The following is a 15170-nucleotide window of genomic DNA, read 5'->3' on the forward strand; positions in this document are numbered from 1 at the left end:
CCATGACCACCGCGATCGTCGTCGGCGGCGGGCCCAACGGGCTCGCCGCCGGCCTGCAACTCGCGCGTCACGGTGTGGACGTGACCGTCCTGGAGGCGGCGGACGAGATCGGCGGCGGCGCAAAGTCCGGCGAGCTCGGCGTGCCCGGTCTGATCCACGACTACTGCTCGGCGTTCCATCCGCTGGGCGTCGGTTCGCCGTTCTGGCGGGAGGTCGGCCTGGACCGTCACGGCCTGGAATGGGCGTGGCCGGAGATCGATTGCGCGCATCCGCTCGACGACGGATCGGCGGGTCTGCTTCATCGGTCGATCGAGCAGACCGCCGCCGGGCTGGGCGCCGACGGGCGACGGTGGCTGCTGGCATTCGGCGACCTGGTGTCCGGTTTCGACCAGATCGCTCCCGACCTCCTGCGTCCGGTGGTGAACGTGCCCCGGCACCCGTTCCGGCTCGCCGCGTTCGGTCCCCGGGCGCTGCTGCCGGCGACCTGGCTGGCGCGCTTCTTCACCACCCCGCAGGCGCGGGCTCTGTTCGGCGGAGTGGCGGCGCACGCATTCCACCGACTGGACCGTCCGATGACCGCATCGCTCGGCATGATGATCACCGCGAGCGGGCACCGGTTCGGCTGGCCGGTCGCAGTCGGCGGCTCCGGGGCCATCACCCGGGCTGCCGCTGCGGCGCTGACCCGGGCCGGCGGCCGGATCGAGACCGGTGTGACCGTCGTTGATCGATCGCAGCTCCCGGATGCCGACATCGTGATGCTGGATCTGTCTGCAGCGCAGGTGCTCGCACTCTTCGGTGATCGCATGCCGACGCGCATCGCCAAGGCGTACGGCCGGTATCGGGTCGGGTCCTCGGCCTTCAAGGTCGACTTCGCGATCCGGGGCGACGTGCCCTGGCGCAATCGGGAGACCGCCGCCGCGGGCACCGTGCATCTCGGCGGCGATCTGGCCGAGATCGCCTACACGGAGAAGCAGCGGGCCGCCGGTGTGATGGTGGACAACCCCTTTGTCCTGGTGGGGCAGCAGTACGTCGCCGACGCGAGTCGCAGCAACGGTGACGTGAATCCGATCTGGTCGTACGCGCACGTGCCCGCCGGCTACACCGGAGATGCCACCGAAGCGGTGATCCGGCAGATCGAACGCTTCGCCCCGGGCTTTCGCGATCAGATCGTCTGGTCGGAGTCGCGGGGGACCGTCGCACTGGAGCGGTACAACGCCAACTACGCCGGTGGGGACATCATCGGGGGTGCCAACACCGGCGTGCAGATGCTGCTTCGGCCGCGGCCCGCGCTCGATCCGTATGCGACGGGCGTCGACGGGGTGTACATCTGCTCGCAGTCGGCGCCTCCGGGGGCCGGCATCCACGGCCTCTGCGGTTACCACGCGGCCACGACGGCACTGCGGCGAGCGGGAATCGTCGCGGGCTGATGCCGGGACGGTGAGACGAGAGAGGGGACGCCAGCCATGACTGAATCGACGGCCGACCCGGTCGACGCCGAAGTGCGGGCCGCTGTCGGAGTGATCGCTCGCCGGTTCCACGAGCGGGAACAAGAGATCATCGACCACATGACCGCCCGGATGCTGGAGATCGATCACCTGGACGGCGACCCGGTACTGGTGGACCTTCTTCGGGCGAGCGTGGAGGCCAACATCACCACCATCAACCACGTCCTCTCCAACGACATCCCGATCGCACACCTGCAGCCGACCACCGCTGCGGTGGAATACGCGTTCCGGCTCGCACAGCGAGAGGTTCCGTCGAACTCGCTCATGCGGGCCTACCGGATGGGCGAGTACGAGTACAACCGGCTCTGCCTGGAGATGCTCGAAGACCTCGAGCTGAGCGAGGCGGTCTCGATCCGGGCCGCGAGCTATCTCGCCCGGGTCTTGTTCGACTACATCGACTGGATCAGCCAGCAGGTCTTCCTGGCGTACGAGAACGAGCGGCGGCGCTGGATCGGTGCCGAGGGCAACGTCCTCTCGTCGACCGTGAATCATCTGCTCGACGGCGACGGTGAGCCGAAACCGTACGAGCTCGAGGCCTTCGAGTCGGAGACCGGCTACCGGCTCGACCGCACCCACCTCGCCGCGATCCTGTGGACCCCCGATCCGACCGGAATGCTCACCGAGATCGACCGGGCTGCCAGGTCTCTGGCCGCGGCCTTGCGGAGTCCGGCCGCTCCGGTGATCACCGCATCGGACCGCAGCACCGTGTGGGTGTGGATCCCGTTCGACGGTCGCGTGCCGCCCACCGACGCGGCGAGCATCGCCGAGCGGGCGTCCTTGCCGGCGGGCCTGCGGATGGCCCTCGGACTGCCGGGAGACGGCGTGGCCGGCTTCCGCCGGTCACATCGACAGGCCCGCGCGGCGTACGACGTCGCCACCGTGGTGCCGCGCCGGGGCCCGCAGGTGGTCGGCTACGGCGACCGGGGAATCGCGGTGGTCTCGGTGATGGCGCGCGATCTGCCGTCGACCCGCGCCTGGATCGGTGACCTTCTGGGCCCGCTCGCCGCCGACACGCCGAACGCGCAGATCCTTCGGGAGACGCTGTCGGAGTATCTCGCGTCCGGGGAGAGTCATGTGCGCACCGCGGAACGGATGACGCTGCATCGCAACACCGTCAAGTACCGGATCGGCAAGGCGATGGAAACGCTGCCGCGCCCCGGGGACCGTATGGATCTGGCTCTCGCTCTGACCGTGTGCGAGTACCTCGGTCCGGTCGTCGTCGCGGACTGAACGGCGGAGGCGCCGTGGTCGGAGACCCGTTCACCCCTCGGCCGTCTCCGTAACTTACGGTACCGTAGGTTGCATGGATATTGCGCTGGCCGACGCCGATGCGGTCTATGAGTACTACCGCGGCCATCGCCAGCCGGCGCTCCGGGCCAAGGCGCTCTACGGGTGGCTCGCGCTGCGTCACCGGCCCGACGTCCACCTCGACGGGGAGGCGGCCCGGCGGCTCCGCGAACTGCGCCGGGAGCCGGGTCATGCGGTGATCGTGTCGGCGAATCATGTGCGGCAGACCGATCCCTTCGTGCTGGCGGCGACCGGCTTCCGCTCGCCCCTGCGGCCCCGGATCGGCACGATCCGGGTGCTGGCGAAGGACGGGCTGTTCCAGGATCCCGAGCAACGCCGCAAGATCGACGTGATGGGCGGCATTCCCGTGTTCCGTCCCAAAGACCACGGAGTGCGCGAGTCGATGGCGGCCGGGCGGACCATGATCGACGTGTGCATCGACCGAATGTCTCGAGGCGACTGGCTGGCGGTGTTCCCCGAGGGCACCTGCAACAAGGGTGACCCGGCGCGACTGCAGCCGCTCGGCAGCGGCCTCGGGCACATCGCGCTCGGCGCACTCCGGCGCGGGCAGCCGGTGTCCCTGGTCAGCATCGGGCTGGCCTACCGGGATACGACCGCGCAGCGAACCTCCGTCTCGATCAGCGAGCCGGTCGAGTTCGACGGTGCGGCGCGCAAGAGCGCCGCCGCCGCGACCAGGTTCGCCGCCGCCCGTCTCCAGGAGGCGGTCGACCGCGCGACCGCGCGCCTGTAGGGGTTCGGCGCCTCTGTTCTCCGGCCCAGCGCCACCGGACCCGCCGAGCTCCGTGAGCGCGACGTCAGGGTCTGACCGATCGGCGTATGGATTCCGTGAGGAGCCCTGTTCGGAACCCGGGCTCGAGCGTTTGATCGGGAGTTGCGCCCGCTGCGGGCGTGCGACCAGCGAACCCGCGGTCGCCGGTGCCCGAATGGAGTTCGTGTGCTTGACCTCGTCTATGTGTGCGGCGTGATCGCCTTGTTCGTCGGCCTCGGGCTGCTGGGGAAGGCGGTGGAGAAACTGTGACGGTCATTCAGCTCGTCGCCGCAGCGCTCGGCGTGGCGGCGATCGTGTATCTCGTGATCGCCCTCATCCATCCGGAGCGATTCTGATGACGTGGTTGCACGCGATCCTTTCGCTGGGGACCGTCGTCCTCATCCTCGCCGCGCTGTACCGTCCGCTCGGCGACTACATGGCCTGGGTCTTCACCTCCGGCAAGGATTGGTGGCTCGAACGCGGGATCTATCGAGTGATCGGGGTCGACTCGAAGGGCGAGCAGACGTGGCCGGCCTACCTCCGCGGCGTCCTCGTCTTCTCGGCGGTGGGCCTGCTGATCGTCTACGGCTTGCAGCGGCTGCAGCAGTGGCTGCCCTATTCGCTCGGGCTCGAGGCCCCGTCACAGCCCTTGTCGTTCAACACCGCGGCCTCGTTCGTGGGGAACACGAACTGGCAGTCGTACTCACCGGAACAGACCCTCGGGTACACGGTCCAGTTCGCGGGTCTCGCCGTGCAGAACTTCGTCTCCGCGGCGGTGGGCATCGCGGTGGCGATCGCGCTGGTGCGTGGTTTCGCCTACCGCCGGACGGGCACGATCGGGAACTTCTGGGTCGACCTGACCAGGGGTGCGCTGCGGATCCTGCTTCCGATCGCGCTGATCAGCGCCGTCGTGCTGATCGTCGGCGGCGTGATCCAGAACTTCAACGGGTTCACCTCCGTCACCACCCTCACCGGCGCGACGCAGACGATTCCCGGCGGGCCGACCGCATCGCAGGAGGCCATCAAGCTGCTGGGCACCAACGGCGGCGGATTCTTCAACGCGAACTCGTCGCATCCGTTCGAGAACCCGACCGCGTGGACGAACTTGGTCGAAGTCGTTCTGATGCTGATCATCCCGTTCTCGCTGCCCCGCACCTTCGGGAAGATGATCGGCGACAACCGACAGGGCTATGCCGTCGTCTCGGTCATGGCGCTGCTGTACGTGGCATCGTTCGGCATTCTGACCGCGCTCGAGTCCGCGGGCCGAGGCAGCGCCCCGGAGCTGGCCGGCGCGGCGATGGAGGGCAAGGAGCAACGGTTCGGCATCCTCGGGTCGACGCTGTTCGCCACCACCGGCACCGGCACCTCCACGGGTGCGGTCAACTCGATGCACGATTCCTACACCTCACTCGGCGGCATGATGCCGATGCTCAACATGATGCTGGGCGAGGTCGCTCCGGGCGGGGTGGGATCTGGCCTCTACGCGATGCTGGTGCTGGCGGTGATCGCCGTGTTCCTCTCGGGGTTGCTGATCGGAAGGACCCCGGAGTACCTGGGCAAGAAGATCGGTTCGCGGGAGATCAAACTCGCCGCGCTGTATCTGCTGGTGACACCCGTCCTCGTGCTCTCCGGCACCGCGCTGAGCTTCGCGATCCCCGGGGTCCGGGGCAGCGTCGAGGACTCGATCGCGAACCCGGGGATCCACGGCATGTCCGAAGTGCTCTACGCGTTCACCTCCGCGGCCAACAACAACGGTTCGGCGTTCGCCGGCCTCGGCGCCGACACCCCCTGGCTCAACACCGTGCTGGGCGTCGTCATCCTGCTGGGCCGGTTCATACCGATCATCCTGGTCCTGGCACTGGCCGGAGCGCTCGCTGCGCAGGAGAAGATCCCGGCCACCTCGGGCACGCTCCCGACACACCGGCCGTTGTTCGTCGGACTGCTCACCGTGGTCACGCTGCTCGTGACCGCCCTCACCTACTTTCCCGTTCTTGCGCTGGGTCCCCTGGCAGAAGGGCTGATGTAACGATGTCCGGAATCACCCAGACGCGTCCCGCGCGCCCGGCCTCGCCCGCGGCGAAGGCCGGCTTCACCTGGGACCAGGTCCGATCCGCCCTCCCGGGCGCGGTCGTCAAGCTCAATCCGAAGGAGCAGTGGCGCAACCCCGTCATGTTCCTCGTGTGGGTCGGCGCCGCGATGACGACGGTGCTCGCCGTCGTCGAGCCGTTCGCCGGTGGTCCGGCCGACTCCGGGGGAACCTCAGTACCGTGGTCGTTCACCTGGACGATCGCGATCTGGCTGTGGTTGACCGTGCTGTTCGCGAACCTGGCCGAATCGGTCGCCGAGGGCCGTGGCAAAGCGCAGGCCGAAACTCTCCGCAAGACCCGTACGAGCACGACGGCGCATCGGGTCGAGAACTACGATCCCGCCGGCGACGCCGCCGCGCAGCAGGCCGTGCTGTCGCAGATCGCCTCGGCGGACCTCGCGTTCGGCGACGTCGTGGTGGTCTCGGCAGGGGACCTGATCCCCGGCGACGGCGACATCGTGTGGGGCATCGCGTCGGTCGACGAATCTGCGATCACCGGTGAGTCGGCTCCCGTGGTTCGCGAGTCGGGGGGAGACCGTTCCGCGGTGACCGGCGGTACCCGGGTGCTCTCGGACCGGATCGTCGTGCGCATCACGTCCAAGCCGGGTGAGACCTTCGTGGACCGGATGATCTCCCTCGTGGAGGGCGCCGCCCGGCAGAAGACGCCGAACGAGATCGCGCTCAACATCCTCCTCGCATCGCTGTCGATCATCTTCGTGGTCGTCGCGCTGACGCTGAACCCGATCGCGTCGTATGCGGCCGCCCCGGTGAGCGTCCCGGTGCTCATCGCTCTGCTCGTCTGCCTGATTCCGACCACGATCGGTGCGCTGCTCAGCGCGATCGGCATCGCGGGGATGGATCGGCTGGTGCAGCGCAACGTGCTCGCGATGTCGGGCCGCGCGGTGGAGGCCGCCGGCGACGTCACCACGCTGCTGCTGGACAAGACGGGCACCATCACCTACGGCAACCGGCGGGCCTGTGCCTTCGCGCCGGTCGGCGACGTCCGGGAACGGGAGCTGATTCAGGCCGCGGCGGCGTCGTCGCTGGCCGACCCCACACCCGAGGGCGTCTCGATCGTCGACCTCGCCGAGCACGCCGGAGTCACGTGCGACCGCGACGCCGAGGGCGAGATCGTGCCGTTCACCGCACAGACCCGCATGTCCGGCCTGAACCTCCCAGACGGCACGCAGATCCGCAAGGGCGCAGGATCCGCCGTGACGGCGTGGCTGGAGGACGACGGCGAGCCCCTGCCCGCCGCCCTGGCCGCGGAACTCGGCGGACACGTCGAGCGCATCTCCCAGTCCGGCGGCACTCCGCTGGTGGTGGCGGCGAAGGACGACACCGGGGCAGGCCGGCTGCTGGGCGTGGTCCACCTGAAGGACGTCGTCAAGGAGGGACTGCCGGCGAAGTTCGCCGAGCTGCGCTCCATGGGAATCCGCACCGTCATGGTGACCGGCGACAATCCGCTCACCGCCGCGGCGATCGCCGCGGAGGCCGGGGTCGACGACTTCCTCGCCGAGGCCACGCCGGAGGACAAGCTCGCCTACATCCGCCGGGAACAGGAGGGCGGCAACCTGGTCGCCATGACCGGCGACGGCACCAACGACGCGCCGGCGCTCGCCCAGTCGGACGTGGGGGTGGCGATGAACTCGGGCACGTCGGCCGCGAAGGAGGCCGGAAACATGGTCGACCTCGACTCCGACCCGTCCAAGCTCATCGACATCGTCCGCATCGGCAAGCAGCTCCTGATCACCCGCGGTGCGTTGACCACCTTCTCGGTGGCGAACGACGTGGCGAAGTACTTCGCGATCGTCCCCGCGATGTTCTTGGGGGTGTTCCCCCAACTCGACGCCCTGAACATCATGGGTCTGCATTCGCCGTCGTCCGCGGTGCTGTCGGCGGTCGTCTTCAACGCGATCGTGATCGTCTTCCTCATTCCGCTCGCGATGCGCGGCGTGAAGTACCGGCCCGGTACCGCGTCCAGCGTTCTCGGGCGCAACCTCGCCGTCTACGGTCTCGGCGGCGTGATCGCACCATTCCTCGGGATCTGGCTCATCGACCACGTCGTCCGCCTGATTCCCGGCTTCTAGCACCACGAAAGGCAGGATGCAGTGAACTCTCCGATACGCGGGGTGGGGCGCACAGTCTGGGTGGCGACGCGCGCGATGATCCTGTTCACCCTGTTGCTGGGCGTGCTCTATACAGCGGTCGTCACCGTCGCCGGACAGCTCGTGTTCCCGGGGCAGTCCAACGGGTCGATGATCTCCGGCGAGGACGGCCGCGACACCGGCTCGTCGCTGATCGGCCAGGCGTTCGTCGACGCGGAGGGCAATCCCTTGCCGCAGTATTTCCAGTCGCGGCCGTCCGCCGCGGGCGACGGGTACGACGCCGGTGCGTCGGGGGGCTCCAACTACGGTCCGGAGAACCCGGACCTGATCGCCGCGATCGCCGAACGCAAGGCCCAGGTGGCCGTCTTCAACGGCGTCGCCGAGTCGGACGTGCCCGCCGATGCGGTCACCGCGTCCGCGTCGGGCCTCGACCCGCACATCAGCACCGCTTACGCGTCGATCCAGATCGCCCGAGTGGCCGATGCGCGGGCGATTCCCGCTGATACCGTGCGGGAACTGGTCGACGCCCACACCAGCCGGGCCGCAGCCGGCTTCCTGGGACAATCGACGGTGAACGTGCTGGAACTGAACGCCGCATTGGACCGACTGGAGGGCTGACGATGGGGAAGCGGGGGCGGCTCAGCATCCTGCTCGGCGCCGCTCCCGGCGTCGGCAAGACGTTCGCCATGCTGGAAGAGGGCCGCCGACTGCTGGCCGACGGGAAGGACGTCGTCGTCGGCGTCGTGGAGACGCACGGCCGGGCGGCGACCGCTGCGATGGCCGAGGGCCTTCCGTCGATTCGGCGAACCACGGTGGTCCATCGCGGGGTGGTCCTCGAGGAGATGGACCTCGCAGCCGTCCTGGCCCGGCGCCCGGAGATCGCGCTCGTCGACGAGCTGGCGCACAGCAACGCCCCCGGGTCGACGAACGACAAACGATGGCAGGACGTCGACGAGCTCCTGGCGGCGGGGATCGACGTCATGTCCACCGTCAACATCCAGCACATCGAATCGCTCAACGACGTGGTGGAGCAGATCACCGGGGTGCCGCAGCGGGAGACCGTCCCCGACAGCTTCCTGCGCGGCGCGGACCGGATCGAAGTGGTCGACCTGGCGCCGCAGGCGCTCCGGGCGCGGCTCAGCAGCGGGGTCGTCTATCCGGCCGAACGCGTGGACGCCGCCCTCTCGAACTACTTCCGGCTGGGCAACCTCATCGCACTGCGGGAACTCGCGCTGATCTGGCTCGCCGACGAAGTGGACCAGGCTTTGCAGGGCTACCGGGAGGCGCACGGCATCGACAGCACCTGGGAAGCCAGGGAGCGCGTCGTGGTCGCGCTCACCGGAGGTCGTGAGGGCGAAACGCTCCTGCGGCGCGGCGCGCGCATCGCGGCACGATCTGCCGGCGGCGAACTGGTCGCGGTCCATGTGACGAGCCAGGACGGCCTTCGCTCGGCCGATCCCCGCGCGCTGGCCGAGCAACGCGCACTGGTCGAGAAGCTCAACGGCACCTACCACCAGATCATCGGCGACGACGTCCCCACCGCGCTCGTCGAGTTCGCCCGCTCGGTCAATGCGACGCAGCTCGTCCTCGGCGCCAGCCGGCGGGGCCGGATCGCGGCCGCCGTCTCCGGCCCGGGCATCGGCGCCACCGTGGTTCGGGAGTCCGGCGACATCGACGTGCACATGGTCAACCACGCGGCCGCGGGCAGCCGGGTCGCCCTCCCTCCGCTCACCGGTGCGCTGACGCGCAAACGCCGGATCCTGGGATTCGTCGTCGCGCTCCTCGGCGGCCCGGCGCTCACGGCCCTTCTGCTTCCGTTCCGGGGCGCCGAATCCATCACCACCGAGGTCCTCAGCTACCAGCTCCTCGTGGTCGTCGTCGCCCTCGTCGGCGGAATCTGGCCGGCACTCTTCGCCGCGGTGCTGTCCGGGGTGACGCTCGACTTCCTGTTCATCGAGCCGCTGTACCGGGTGCATATCCATCAGCCTCACCATCTGCTGTCCCTGATCCTCTACGTCATCATCGCGGGCCTGGTGAGCGTCATCGTCGGCCGTGCTGCCCGCTACACGCGTGCCGCACAGCGTTCGGCAGCGGAGGCGGAGCTCTTGCAGACCGTCGCCGGGAGCGTCCTGCGCGGGGACGACGCGCTCCACGCCCTGGTCGAGCGCACCCGCGAAGCCTTCCAGCTCCCCGGCGTCCGCCTGGTCTCGGACGACGAGGTCCTCGCTCAGTCCGGCGAGGCGGTGCCCGGGAGTGCACCGACCACGCTCCCCGTCACCGAGGACGGCCGTCTCGAGCTGTACGGCCGGGATCTGGCGGCCTCCGAGCAACGCCTGCTGGCCGTCGTCTGTGCACAGCTCACCGCTGCCCTCGAGCATCGGCACCTCGCCAGGGCGGCCGAACAGATCGAACCGATCGCGGCGTCCGACCGCGTGCGCGGGGCCCTCCTGTCGGCGCTCAGCCATGATCTGCGTCGCCCGCTGGCCGCGGCTACGGCTGCCGTGGGTGGGCTCAAGGCGGCCGGTCCCGAGCTCACTGTCGCGGACATCCGGGAACTGCTCGACACGGCGGACGAGAGCCTGACCGCGCTCGCCACGCTCGTCACCGATCTCCTCGACGCCAGCCGTTTGCAGGCGGGGGTGCTCACCCTCGCCGAGATCCCGGTGGATCCCGCCGACGCGATCGCACCCGCGCTCGACGAACTGCGGTTCGGGCCGACCGACGTCACCCTCTCCCTGCAGCACGGGACCGCGGTGGCCTATGCCGACCCGGTCCTGCTCCAGCGGGCGCTGGTCAACCTCCTCACCAACGCCCGGCGGTACAGTCCCGAGGGGACGCCCGTCCATGTCAGCACGAGCACGTTCGGCGACCGGCTCGAGATCCGCATCATCGATCGCGGTCCCGGCATCCCGGACGAGAAGAAGGACGACGTCTTCCTGCCCTTCCAGCGGCTCGGCGACACCGACAACGACGCTGGACTGGGACTCGGACTCTCGCTCTCCCGCGGGTTCATCGAGGCCATGCACGGCACACTGGACCCGGAGGAGACTCCGGGCGGAGGACTGACGATGGTCATCGCCCTGCCCACGACGTCGCCCACCCAAGACCCCCTTCAGGAATGAGCATGAAGATCCTCATCGCCGACGACGATCCGCAGATGCTTCGAGCACTCCGCATCACGCTCACCGCCAAGGGCTACCGGATCATCACCGCCTCCGACGGAGCGGCCGCCATCTCCGCCGCGATCGACCACCGCCCCGACATCTACCTCATCGATCTCGGGATGCCGCAGCTGGACGGGATGGAGGTGATCCACGGAATCCGGGGCTGGTCGCAGGCCCCGATCCTGGTCGTGTCCGGCCGCGGAGGCGCCGTCGACAAGGTCGAGGCCCTCGACGCGGGCGCCGACGACTACATCACCAAGCCGTTCTCCGTGGAAGAACTCCTCGCGCGTATCCGCGCGCTCACTCGCCGCGTACCCCAGGGCGAGGCCGCGCCCGTGGTGCATCTGGGCGCCGTGACCGTCGACCTCGCCGCCCACAGCGTCTTCCGTGACACGCCAGAAGGGAAGCGGCAGATCCGGCTCACGCCGACCGAATGGCAGTTCATCGAGATCCTCGTCCGCAACGCGGGCAATCTGGTCACCCGCCAGACGATCCTCACCACGATCTGGGGCACAGAGCACGCCGAGGACACCGGCTACCTGCGCCTGTACGTCTCGCAACTGCGCCGGAAGCTCGAGGACGATCCCGCCCATCCCGTGCATCTGATCACCGAGCCGGGGATGGGCTACCGCCTGGTCGGGATGACGACGTAGCCGCGTGAGAACCCAGAGCGCGCGCCGCCTGGCGGGGCGCGTCCGGCTCGCCGTCGCCCGGTCAGGCCAGCCGCGTGATCCGGACGCTGACTTCCAGCGCGGAGGTGCCGCCACCGGTGTAGATGCCCTTGATCGGCGTCACGTCGGCGTAGTCGCGTCCCGAACCGATGAAGACGTGATGGCCGTCGACCGGTTTGTCGTTGGTCGGGTCGATGCCCCACCACCCGCCGGTCCATACCTCGATCCAGGCGTGGCTTTCGCCCTCCACCGTCTCGCCGATCTCCGCCGAGGCCTTCGGATGGAGGTACCCCGACACGTAGCGCGCCGGGATGCCGAGACTGCGCAGCATGACGAGCGTGACGTGGGCGTAGTCCTGGCACACGCCGGAGCGTCGTTCCCAGGCATCGGCGGCGGTGGTGTGCACCTCGGTGGCTCCGGGCAGATAGGTCATCTCTGCGTTCACCGCGGCCACCACCGCCTCGGCCGCGGCGGCCGGTTCCAGCGAGCCCGCCGCCTCCCTGGCCCGAGCGAGCAGCTCCGGCGTGTGCGGCGTGTACGGGGTGGGCGTCAGCATCTCGTCGAACTCGTCGACCACCTCGGCCGAACGCATCCGGTCCCAGTTCGCCGCGATCGACTCCGGCGAGCGGGTCTCGTCCTCGGTCTCCACCACGGCGGTGCTGACCACCTCCAGCCGGTCGTGCGGGGCGTGCAGGTCGAAGGTGATCACCTGGGTGCCCCAGTAGTCGCTGTACCTCGCCTGCCGGGCGCTGGGGGAGGTGTCCACATGCTCGAGGACGACCGACTGCCTGCTGTCGCTGCGAGGCGTGATGCGGGTTTCGTTGAAGCTCTTGGTGACGGGCTCGGAATAGGTGAAGCCGGTCGTATGGACGACGCGCAGCCGGGTGGTCATCGTGCTGCCTCTCCGTCGTGCCCGGCGGTGAGGCCGGTGTCGGTCCAGGAAACATACGGTGCGACGTGGAAGTGCTCCTCCACGACCGATTCGCTCACCAGCCGGCACGTCTGCTGCAGCCGGAGCAGATAGCCGGAGAGATCGCGCATCAGTTCGCGCGGATCGATGAACTCCAGGTTGCTGCGGGCCCGCCCGAGCAGCAGCAGCGCCTCGGACTGCGCGCCGACGCGGTCGGGCCGCTTGTCCAGCTCGGCGAGGTTCTGTTCGGCCACGCGCAGCGTGTGGAAGATCGACCGCGGGAACAGCCGGTCGACCATCATGAACTCGACCACCTTCTCGGCCTCCACCGCGCCGCGATACGCGCGGATGTAGGTGTCCTGGCCGCCGGCCGCCATCAGCACGCTCATCCACGACGGCGAGCTCGCGTGATCGGCGGTCCGCGACAGGAGCAGCCGCGCGGTCATGTCGACACGCTCGATCGAGCGTCCCAGAAGCAGATAGCTGTAGCCGTCGTCGTGGCTGAGGGTGGCGTCGGACAGCCCGGCGAACATCGCGGCACGGCCCTTGATGTGAGTGAGGAAGTCGTGCGGGCCGAGCCGGCGCGCGCGGCGTTCCGCGTCGCCCAGGCCCATGTACGTCGCATTGAGGCATTCCCACATCTCACTGGAGATCACCTCCCGGGCGCCGCGGGCGTTCTCCCGCGCGGCCCGCAGCAGCCCGACGATGGAGCCGGGCGCGTTGCGGTCGTAGGCGACGGTGTCGGCCAGGCTCCACACCGAGTGCGGTCCTTCGCCCGGGTCGAAGCCGAGCACCGTGAGCACATGGCTCACCATGCGGTCGGTGTCGACGGTCGGATCCTCCAGCAGTTGCTGGACGGCGACGTCGAGGATGCGCGCCGTGTCGTCGGCGCGTTCGACGTATCGCCCGATCCAGAACAGCGAATCGGCGTTGCGAGCGAGCATCATCGTCGTCCTCCTCGGTGCCGGTGGAGCACTCCTCGTTGTCTGAGGGATGCTCGTCGATCGGACGGCTCCGGCTCTCGCCGGCCGCCCGGAGCCGGGGCCACCGCCCGTTGCTGTTGTTGCTGCTGCTGTTGTTCGGTGGCGCCCGCGAGGGGATCCATCGGCGGCACGGTGACCGCAGGCAGATCGGCGTCCAGCAGATCGACGACACCGGCCTCGGCCTCGTCGGCCGACCGGCGGGCGGCCAGCACCCAGGTGTCCTTGGAGCCGCCGCCCTGCGACGAGTTGACCACCAGCGAGCCCTTGGTGAGCGCGACCCGCGTCAGGCCGCCGGGCAGCACCCAGATCGACTCGCCGTCGTTCACGGCGAACGGCCGCAGATCCACGTGGCGCGGTTCCAGACTGTCGCCCACGAGCGTCGGATTGGTCGAGAGGGAGACCATCGGCTGCGCGATCCAGCCGCGGGGGTTCGCCCGGATCTTGTCGGCGAGCTCGTCGAGTTCGGCGCGAGTTGCCTGAGGGCCGAAGACGATTCCGTAGCCGCCACTGCCTTCGACCGGCTTCACCACCAGCTCGTCGATGCGGTTGATCACTTCGGCGCATTCCTCGGGGAGCCAGCACCGCAGGGTCTCCACGTTGTCCAGGAGCGGATCCTCGCCGAGGTAGTAGCGAATGATCTCCGGGACGTAGGTGTACACCAGCTTGTCGTCGGCGACGCCGTTGCCGACGGCACTGGAGATCACCACGTTCCCGGCACGAGCGGCGTTGACCAGACCGGCGACGCCGAGCATCGAGTCGGGGCGGAACTGCAGGGGATCGAGGAACTCGTCGTCGATCCGCCGGTAGATCACGTCCACCCGTGTCTCGCCGTCGGTGGTGCGCATGTAGACCACGTTGTCCCGGCAGAACAGGTCGCGTCCCTCGACCAGCTCGACCCCCATCTGCCGGGCGAGCAACGAGTGCTCGAAGTACGCCGAGTTGGCCACGCCCGGGGTCAGCACGACGACGGTCGGCTCGGCGACGCCCGACGGTGCGGAGCGGCGCAGCGCCCGCAGCAGATGCCGCGGGTAGTCGCGGACGGCGCGCACCCGGTGCGCGGCGAAGAGGTCGGGGAACACGCGCGCCATGGTGCGCCGGTTCTCCATCACGTACGAGACGCCGGACGGCGAGCGCACGTTGTCCTCGAGCACGCGGAAGTCGCCCTGCTCGTCGCGGATCAGGTCGATTCCCGCGACGTGGATGCGCACGCCGTTGGGCGGGCGGATGCCGGCTGCCTGCCGGTGGAAGTGCTCGCACGAGTTGATCAGCCGCCGCGGGATCACGCCGTCGGACAGGATCGCCTGCTCGCCGTAGACGTCGTCCAGGAACATCTCCAGGGCGCGGACCCGTTGGGCGATGCCCGCCTCCAGCCTCGCCCACTCGGCGGAGCTGATCACCCGCGGGACCGGGTCGAGCGGGAACGGTCGTTCCTTGCCGGAGAGGGAGAAGGTGACGCCCTGGTCGATGAACGCCCGGCCGAGTGCTTCCAGCCGCGCGATCAGATCGGACGCCTCGATCTCCGACAGGGCCTTGGCGATGCCGCGGTAGGGCGGGCGGACCGTGCCGTCGGGCCGGAACATCTCATCGAGGGCGTGCTGATCGATGCCGCCGTCGTAGTGCGCGAAAGCGGCGGCACCGAGGTGAGTGGGCGTCGGGTTCATAGGGGAATCGTCCCGCATCTCTGCGA

Annotated in this window: 12 protein-coding genes; 9 read left to right on the forward strand and 3 right to left on the reverse strand. The window is 69.2% G+C overall.

All coding sequences use genetic code 11. From position 1 onward, the window contains the following. Positions 1-2: 2 nt before the first annotated feature. The 9 genes from C6V83_RS01700 (at position 3) to C6V83_RS01740 (ending at position 11572) form a co-directional block, all read left to right on the forward strand. Positions 3-1427, forward strand: a complete 1425-nt coding sequence (locus C6V83_RS01700) for a phytoene desaturase family protein (RefSeq protein ID WP_105940933.1) — start codon at positions 3-5, stop codon at positions 1425-1427. Positions 1428-1463: 36 nt separating this feature from the next. Beyond that, on the forward strand, positions 1464-2735 hold the full coding sequence (locus C6V83_RS01705) for a PucR family transcriptional regulator (protein WP_105940934.1): 1272 nt from the start codon (positions 1464-1466) through the stop codon (positions 2733-2735). A 73-nt stretch (positions 2736-2808) separates the two neighbouring features. Then, the gene (locus tag C6V83_RS01710) at positions 2809-3543 is read left to right on the forward strand and encodes a 1-acyl-sn-glycerol-3-phosphate acyltransferase (RefSeq protein WP_105940935.1); all 735 of its coding nucleotides are present in this window, start codon (positions 2809-2811) and stop codon (positions 3541-3543) included. Between the two features lie 284 nt (positions 3544-3827). Then, complete coding sequence (locus C6V83_RS01715) at positions 3828-3917, forward strand: potassium-transporting ATPase subunit F (protein ID WP_105940936.1); 90 nt, start codon at positions 3828-3830, stop codon at positions 3915-3917. Continuing rightward, positions 3917-5587 (forward strand): potassium-transporting ATPase subunit KdpA, encoded by a 1671-nt coding sequence (gene kdpA, locus C6V83_RS01720; RefSeq protein WP_105940937.1) that lies wholly within the window; start codon positions 3917-3919, stop codon positions 5585-5587. Before C6V83_RS01715 ends, kdpA begins: the two co-directional genes overlap by 1 nt. Before the next feature lie 2 nt (positions 5588-5589). Beyond that, positions 5590-7737, forward strand: coding sequence for a potassium-transporting ATPase subunit KdpB (gene kdpB / locus C6V83_RS01725; protein WP_105940938.1), 2148 nt, complete (start codon positions 5590-5592; stop codon positions 7735-7737). A gap of 21 nt (positions 7738-7758) precedes the next feature. Further along, positions 7759-8373 (forward strand): potassium-transporting ATPase subunit KdpC, encoded by a 615-nt coding sequence (kdpC, locus tag C6V83_RS01730; protein WP_105940939.1) that lies wholly within the window; start codon positions 7759-7761, stop codon positions 8371-8373. Positions 8374-8375: 2 nt separating this feature from the next. After that, positions 8376-10877: an ATP-binding protein gene (locus C6V83_RS01735; protein WP_105940940.1), complete on the forward strand. Its 2502-nt coding sequence runs from the start codon at positions 8376-8378 to the stop codon at positions 10875-10877. 2 nt (positions 10878-10879) lie between these two features. Then, positions 10880-11572: a response regulator transcription factor gene (locus C6V83_RS01740; RefSeq protein WP_105940941.1), complete on the forward strand. Its 693-nt coding sequence runs from the start codon at positions 10880-10882 to the stop codon at positions 11570-11572. A 61-nt stretch (positions 11573-11633) separates the two neighbouring features. Here the strand turns inward: C6V83_RS01740 and C6V83_RS01745 are convergent, their stop codons facing one another. Genes C6V83_RS01745 through C6V83_RS01755 form a run of 3 tightly spaced genes read right to left on the reverse strand, consistent with a single transcriptional unit; the run spans position 11634 to position 15144 of the window. Then, positions 11634-12482 (reverse strand): transglutaminase family protein, encoded by an 849-nt coding sequence (locus tag C6V83_RS01745; protein WP_105940942.1) that lies wholly within the window; start codon positions 12480-12482, stop codon positions 11634-11636. Continuing rightward, the gene (locus tag C6V83_RS01750) at positions 12479-13447 is read right to left on the reverse strand and encodes an alpha-E domain-containing protein (RefSeq protein WP_105940943.1); all 969 of its coding nucleotides are present in this window, start codon (positions 13445-13447) and stop codon (positions 12479-12481) included. Before C6V83_RS01750 ends, C6V83_RS01745 begins: the two co-directional genes overlap by 4 nt. Next, entirely contained in the window at positions 13444-15144 is a 1701-nt protein-coding gene (locus C6V83_RS01755) for a circularly permuted type 2 ATP-grasp protein (protein ID WP_105940944.1), read from the reverse strand. The genes C6V83_RS01750 and C6V83_RS01755 overlap by 4 nt, the downstream gene beginning before the upstream one ends. Positions 15145-15170 lie beyond the last annotated feature (26 nt).

The sequence above is a fragment of the Gordonia iterans genome (genome assembly GCF_002993285.1).
GTDB lineage: Bacteria > Actinomycetota > Actinomycetes > Mycobacteriales > Mycobacteriaceae > Gordonia > Gordonia iterans.

Coding starts and splice junctions, on each gene's coding strand:
- C6V83_RS01700 (WP_105940933.1), top strand. CDS start 3: ATGACCACCGCGATCGTCGTCGGCGGCGGGCCCAACGGGCTCGCCGCC.
- C6V83_RS01705 (WP_105940934.1), top strand. CDS start 1,464: ATGACTGAATCGACGGCCGACCCGGTCGACGCCGAAGTGCGGGCCGCT.
- C6V83_RS01710 (WP_105940935.1), top strand. CDS start 2,809: ATGGATATTGCGCTGGCCGACGCCGATGCGGTCTATGAGTACTACCGC.
- kdpA (WP_105940937.1), top strand. CDS start 3,917: ATGACGTGGTTGCACGCGATCCTTTCGCTGGGGACCGTCGTCCTCATC.
- kdpB (WP_105940938.1), top strand. CDS start 5,590: ATGTCCGGAATCACCCAGACGCGTCCCGCGCGCCCGGCCTCGCCCGCG.
- C6V83_RS01735 (WP_105940940.1), top strand. CDS start 8,376: ATGGGGAAGCGGGGGCGGCTCAGCATCCTGCTCGGCGCCGCTCCCGGC.
- C6V83_RS01740 (WP_105940941.1), top strand. CDS start 10,880: ATGAAGATCCTCATCGCCGACGACGATCCGCAGATGCTTCGAGCACTC.
- C6V83_RS01745 (WP_105940942.1), bottom strand. CDS start 12,482: ATGACCACCCGGCTGCGCGTCGTCCATACGACCGGCTTCACCTATTCC.
- C6V83_RS01750 (WP_105940943.1), bottom strand. CDS start 13,447: ATGATGCTCGCTCGCAACGCCGATTCGCTGTTCTGGATCGGGCGATAC.
- C6V83_RS01755 (WP_105940944.1), bottom strand. CDS start 15,144: ATGAACCCGACGCCCACTCACCTCGGTGCCGCCGCTTTCGCGCACTAC.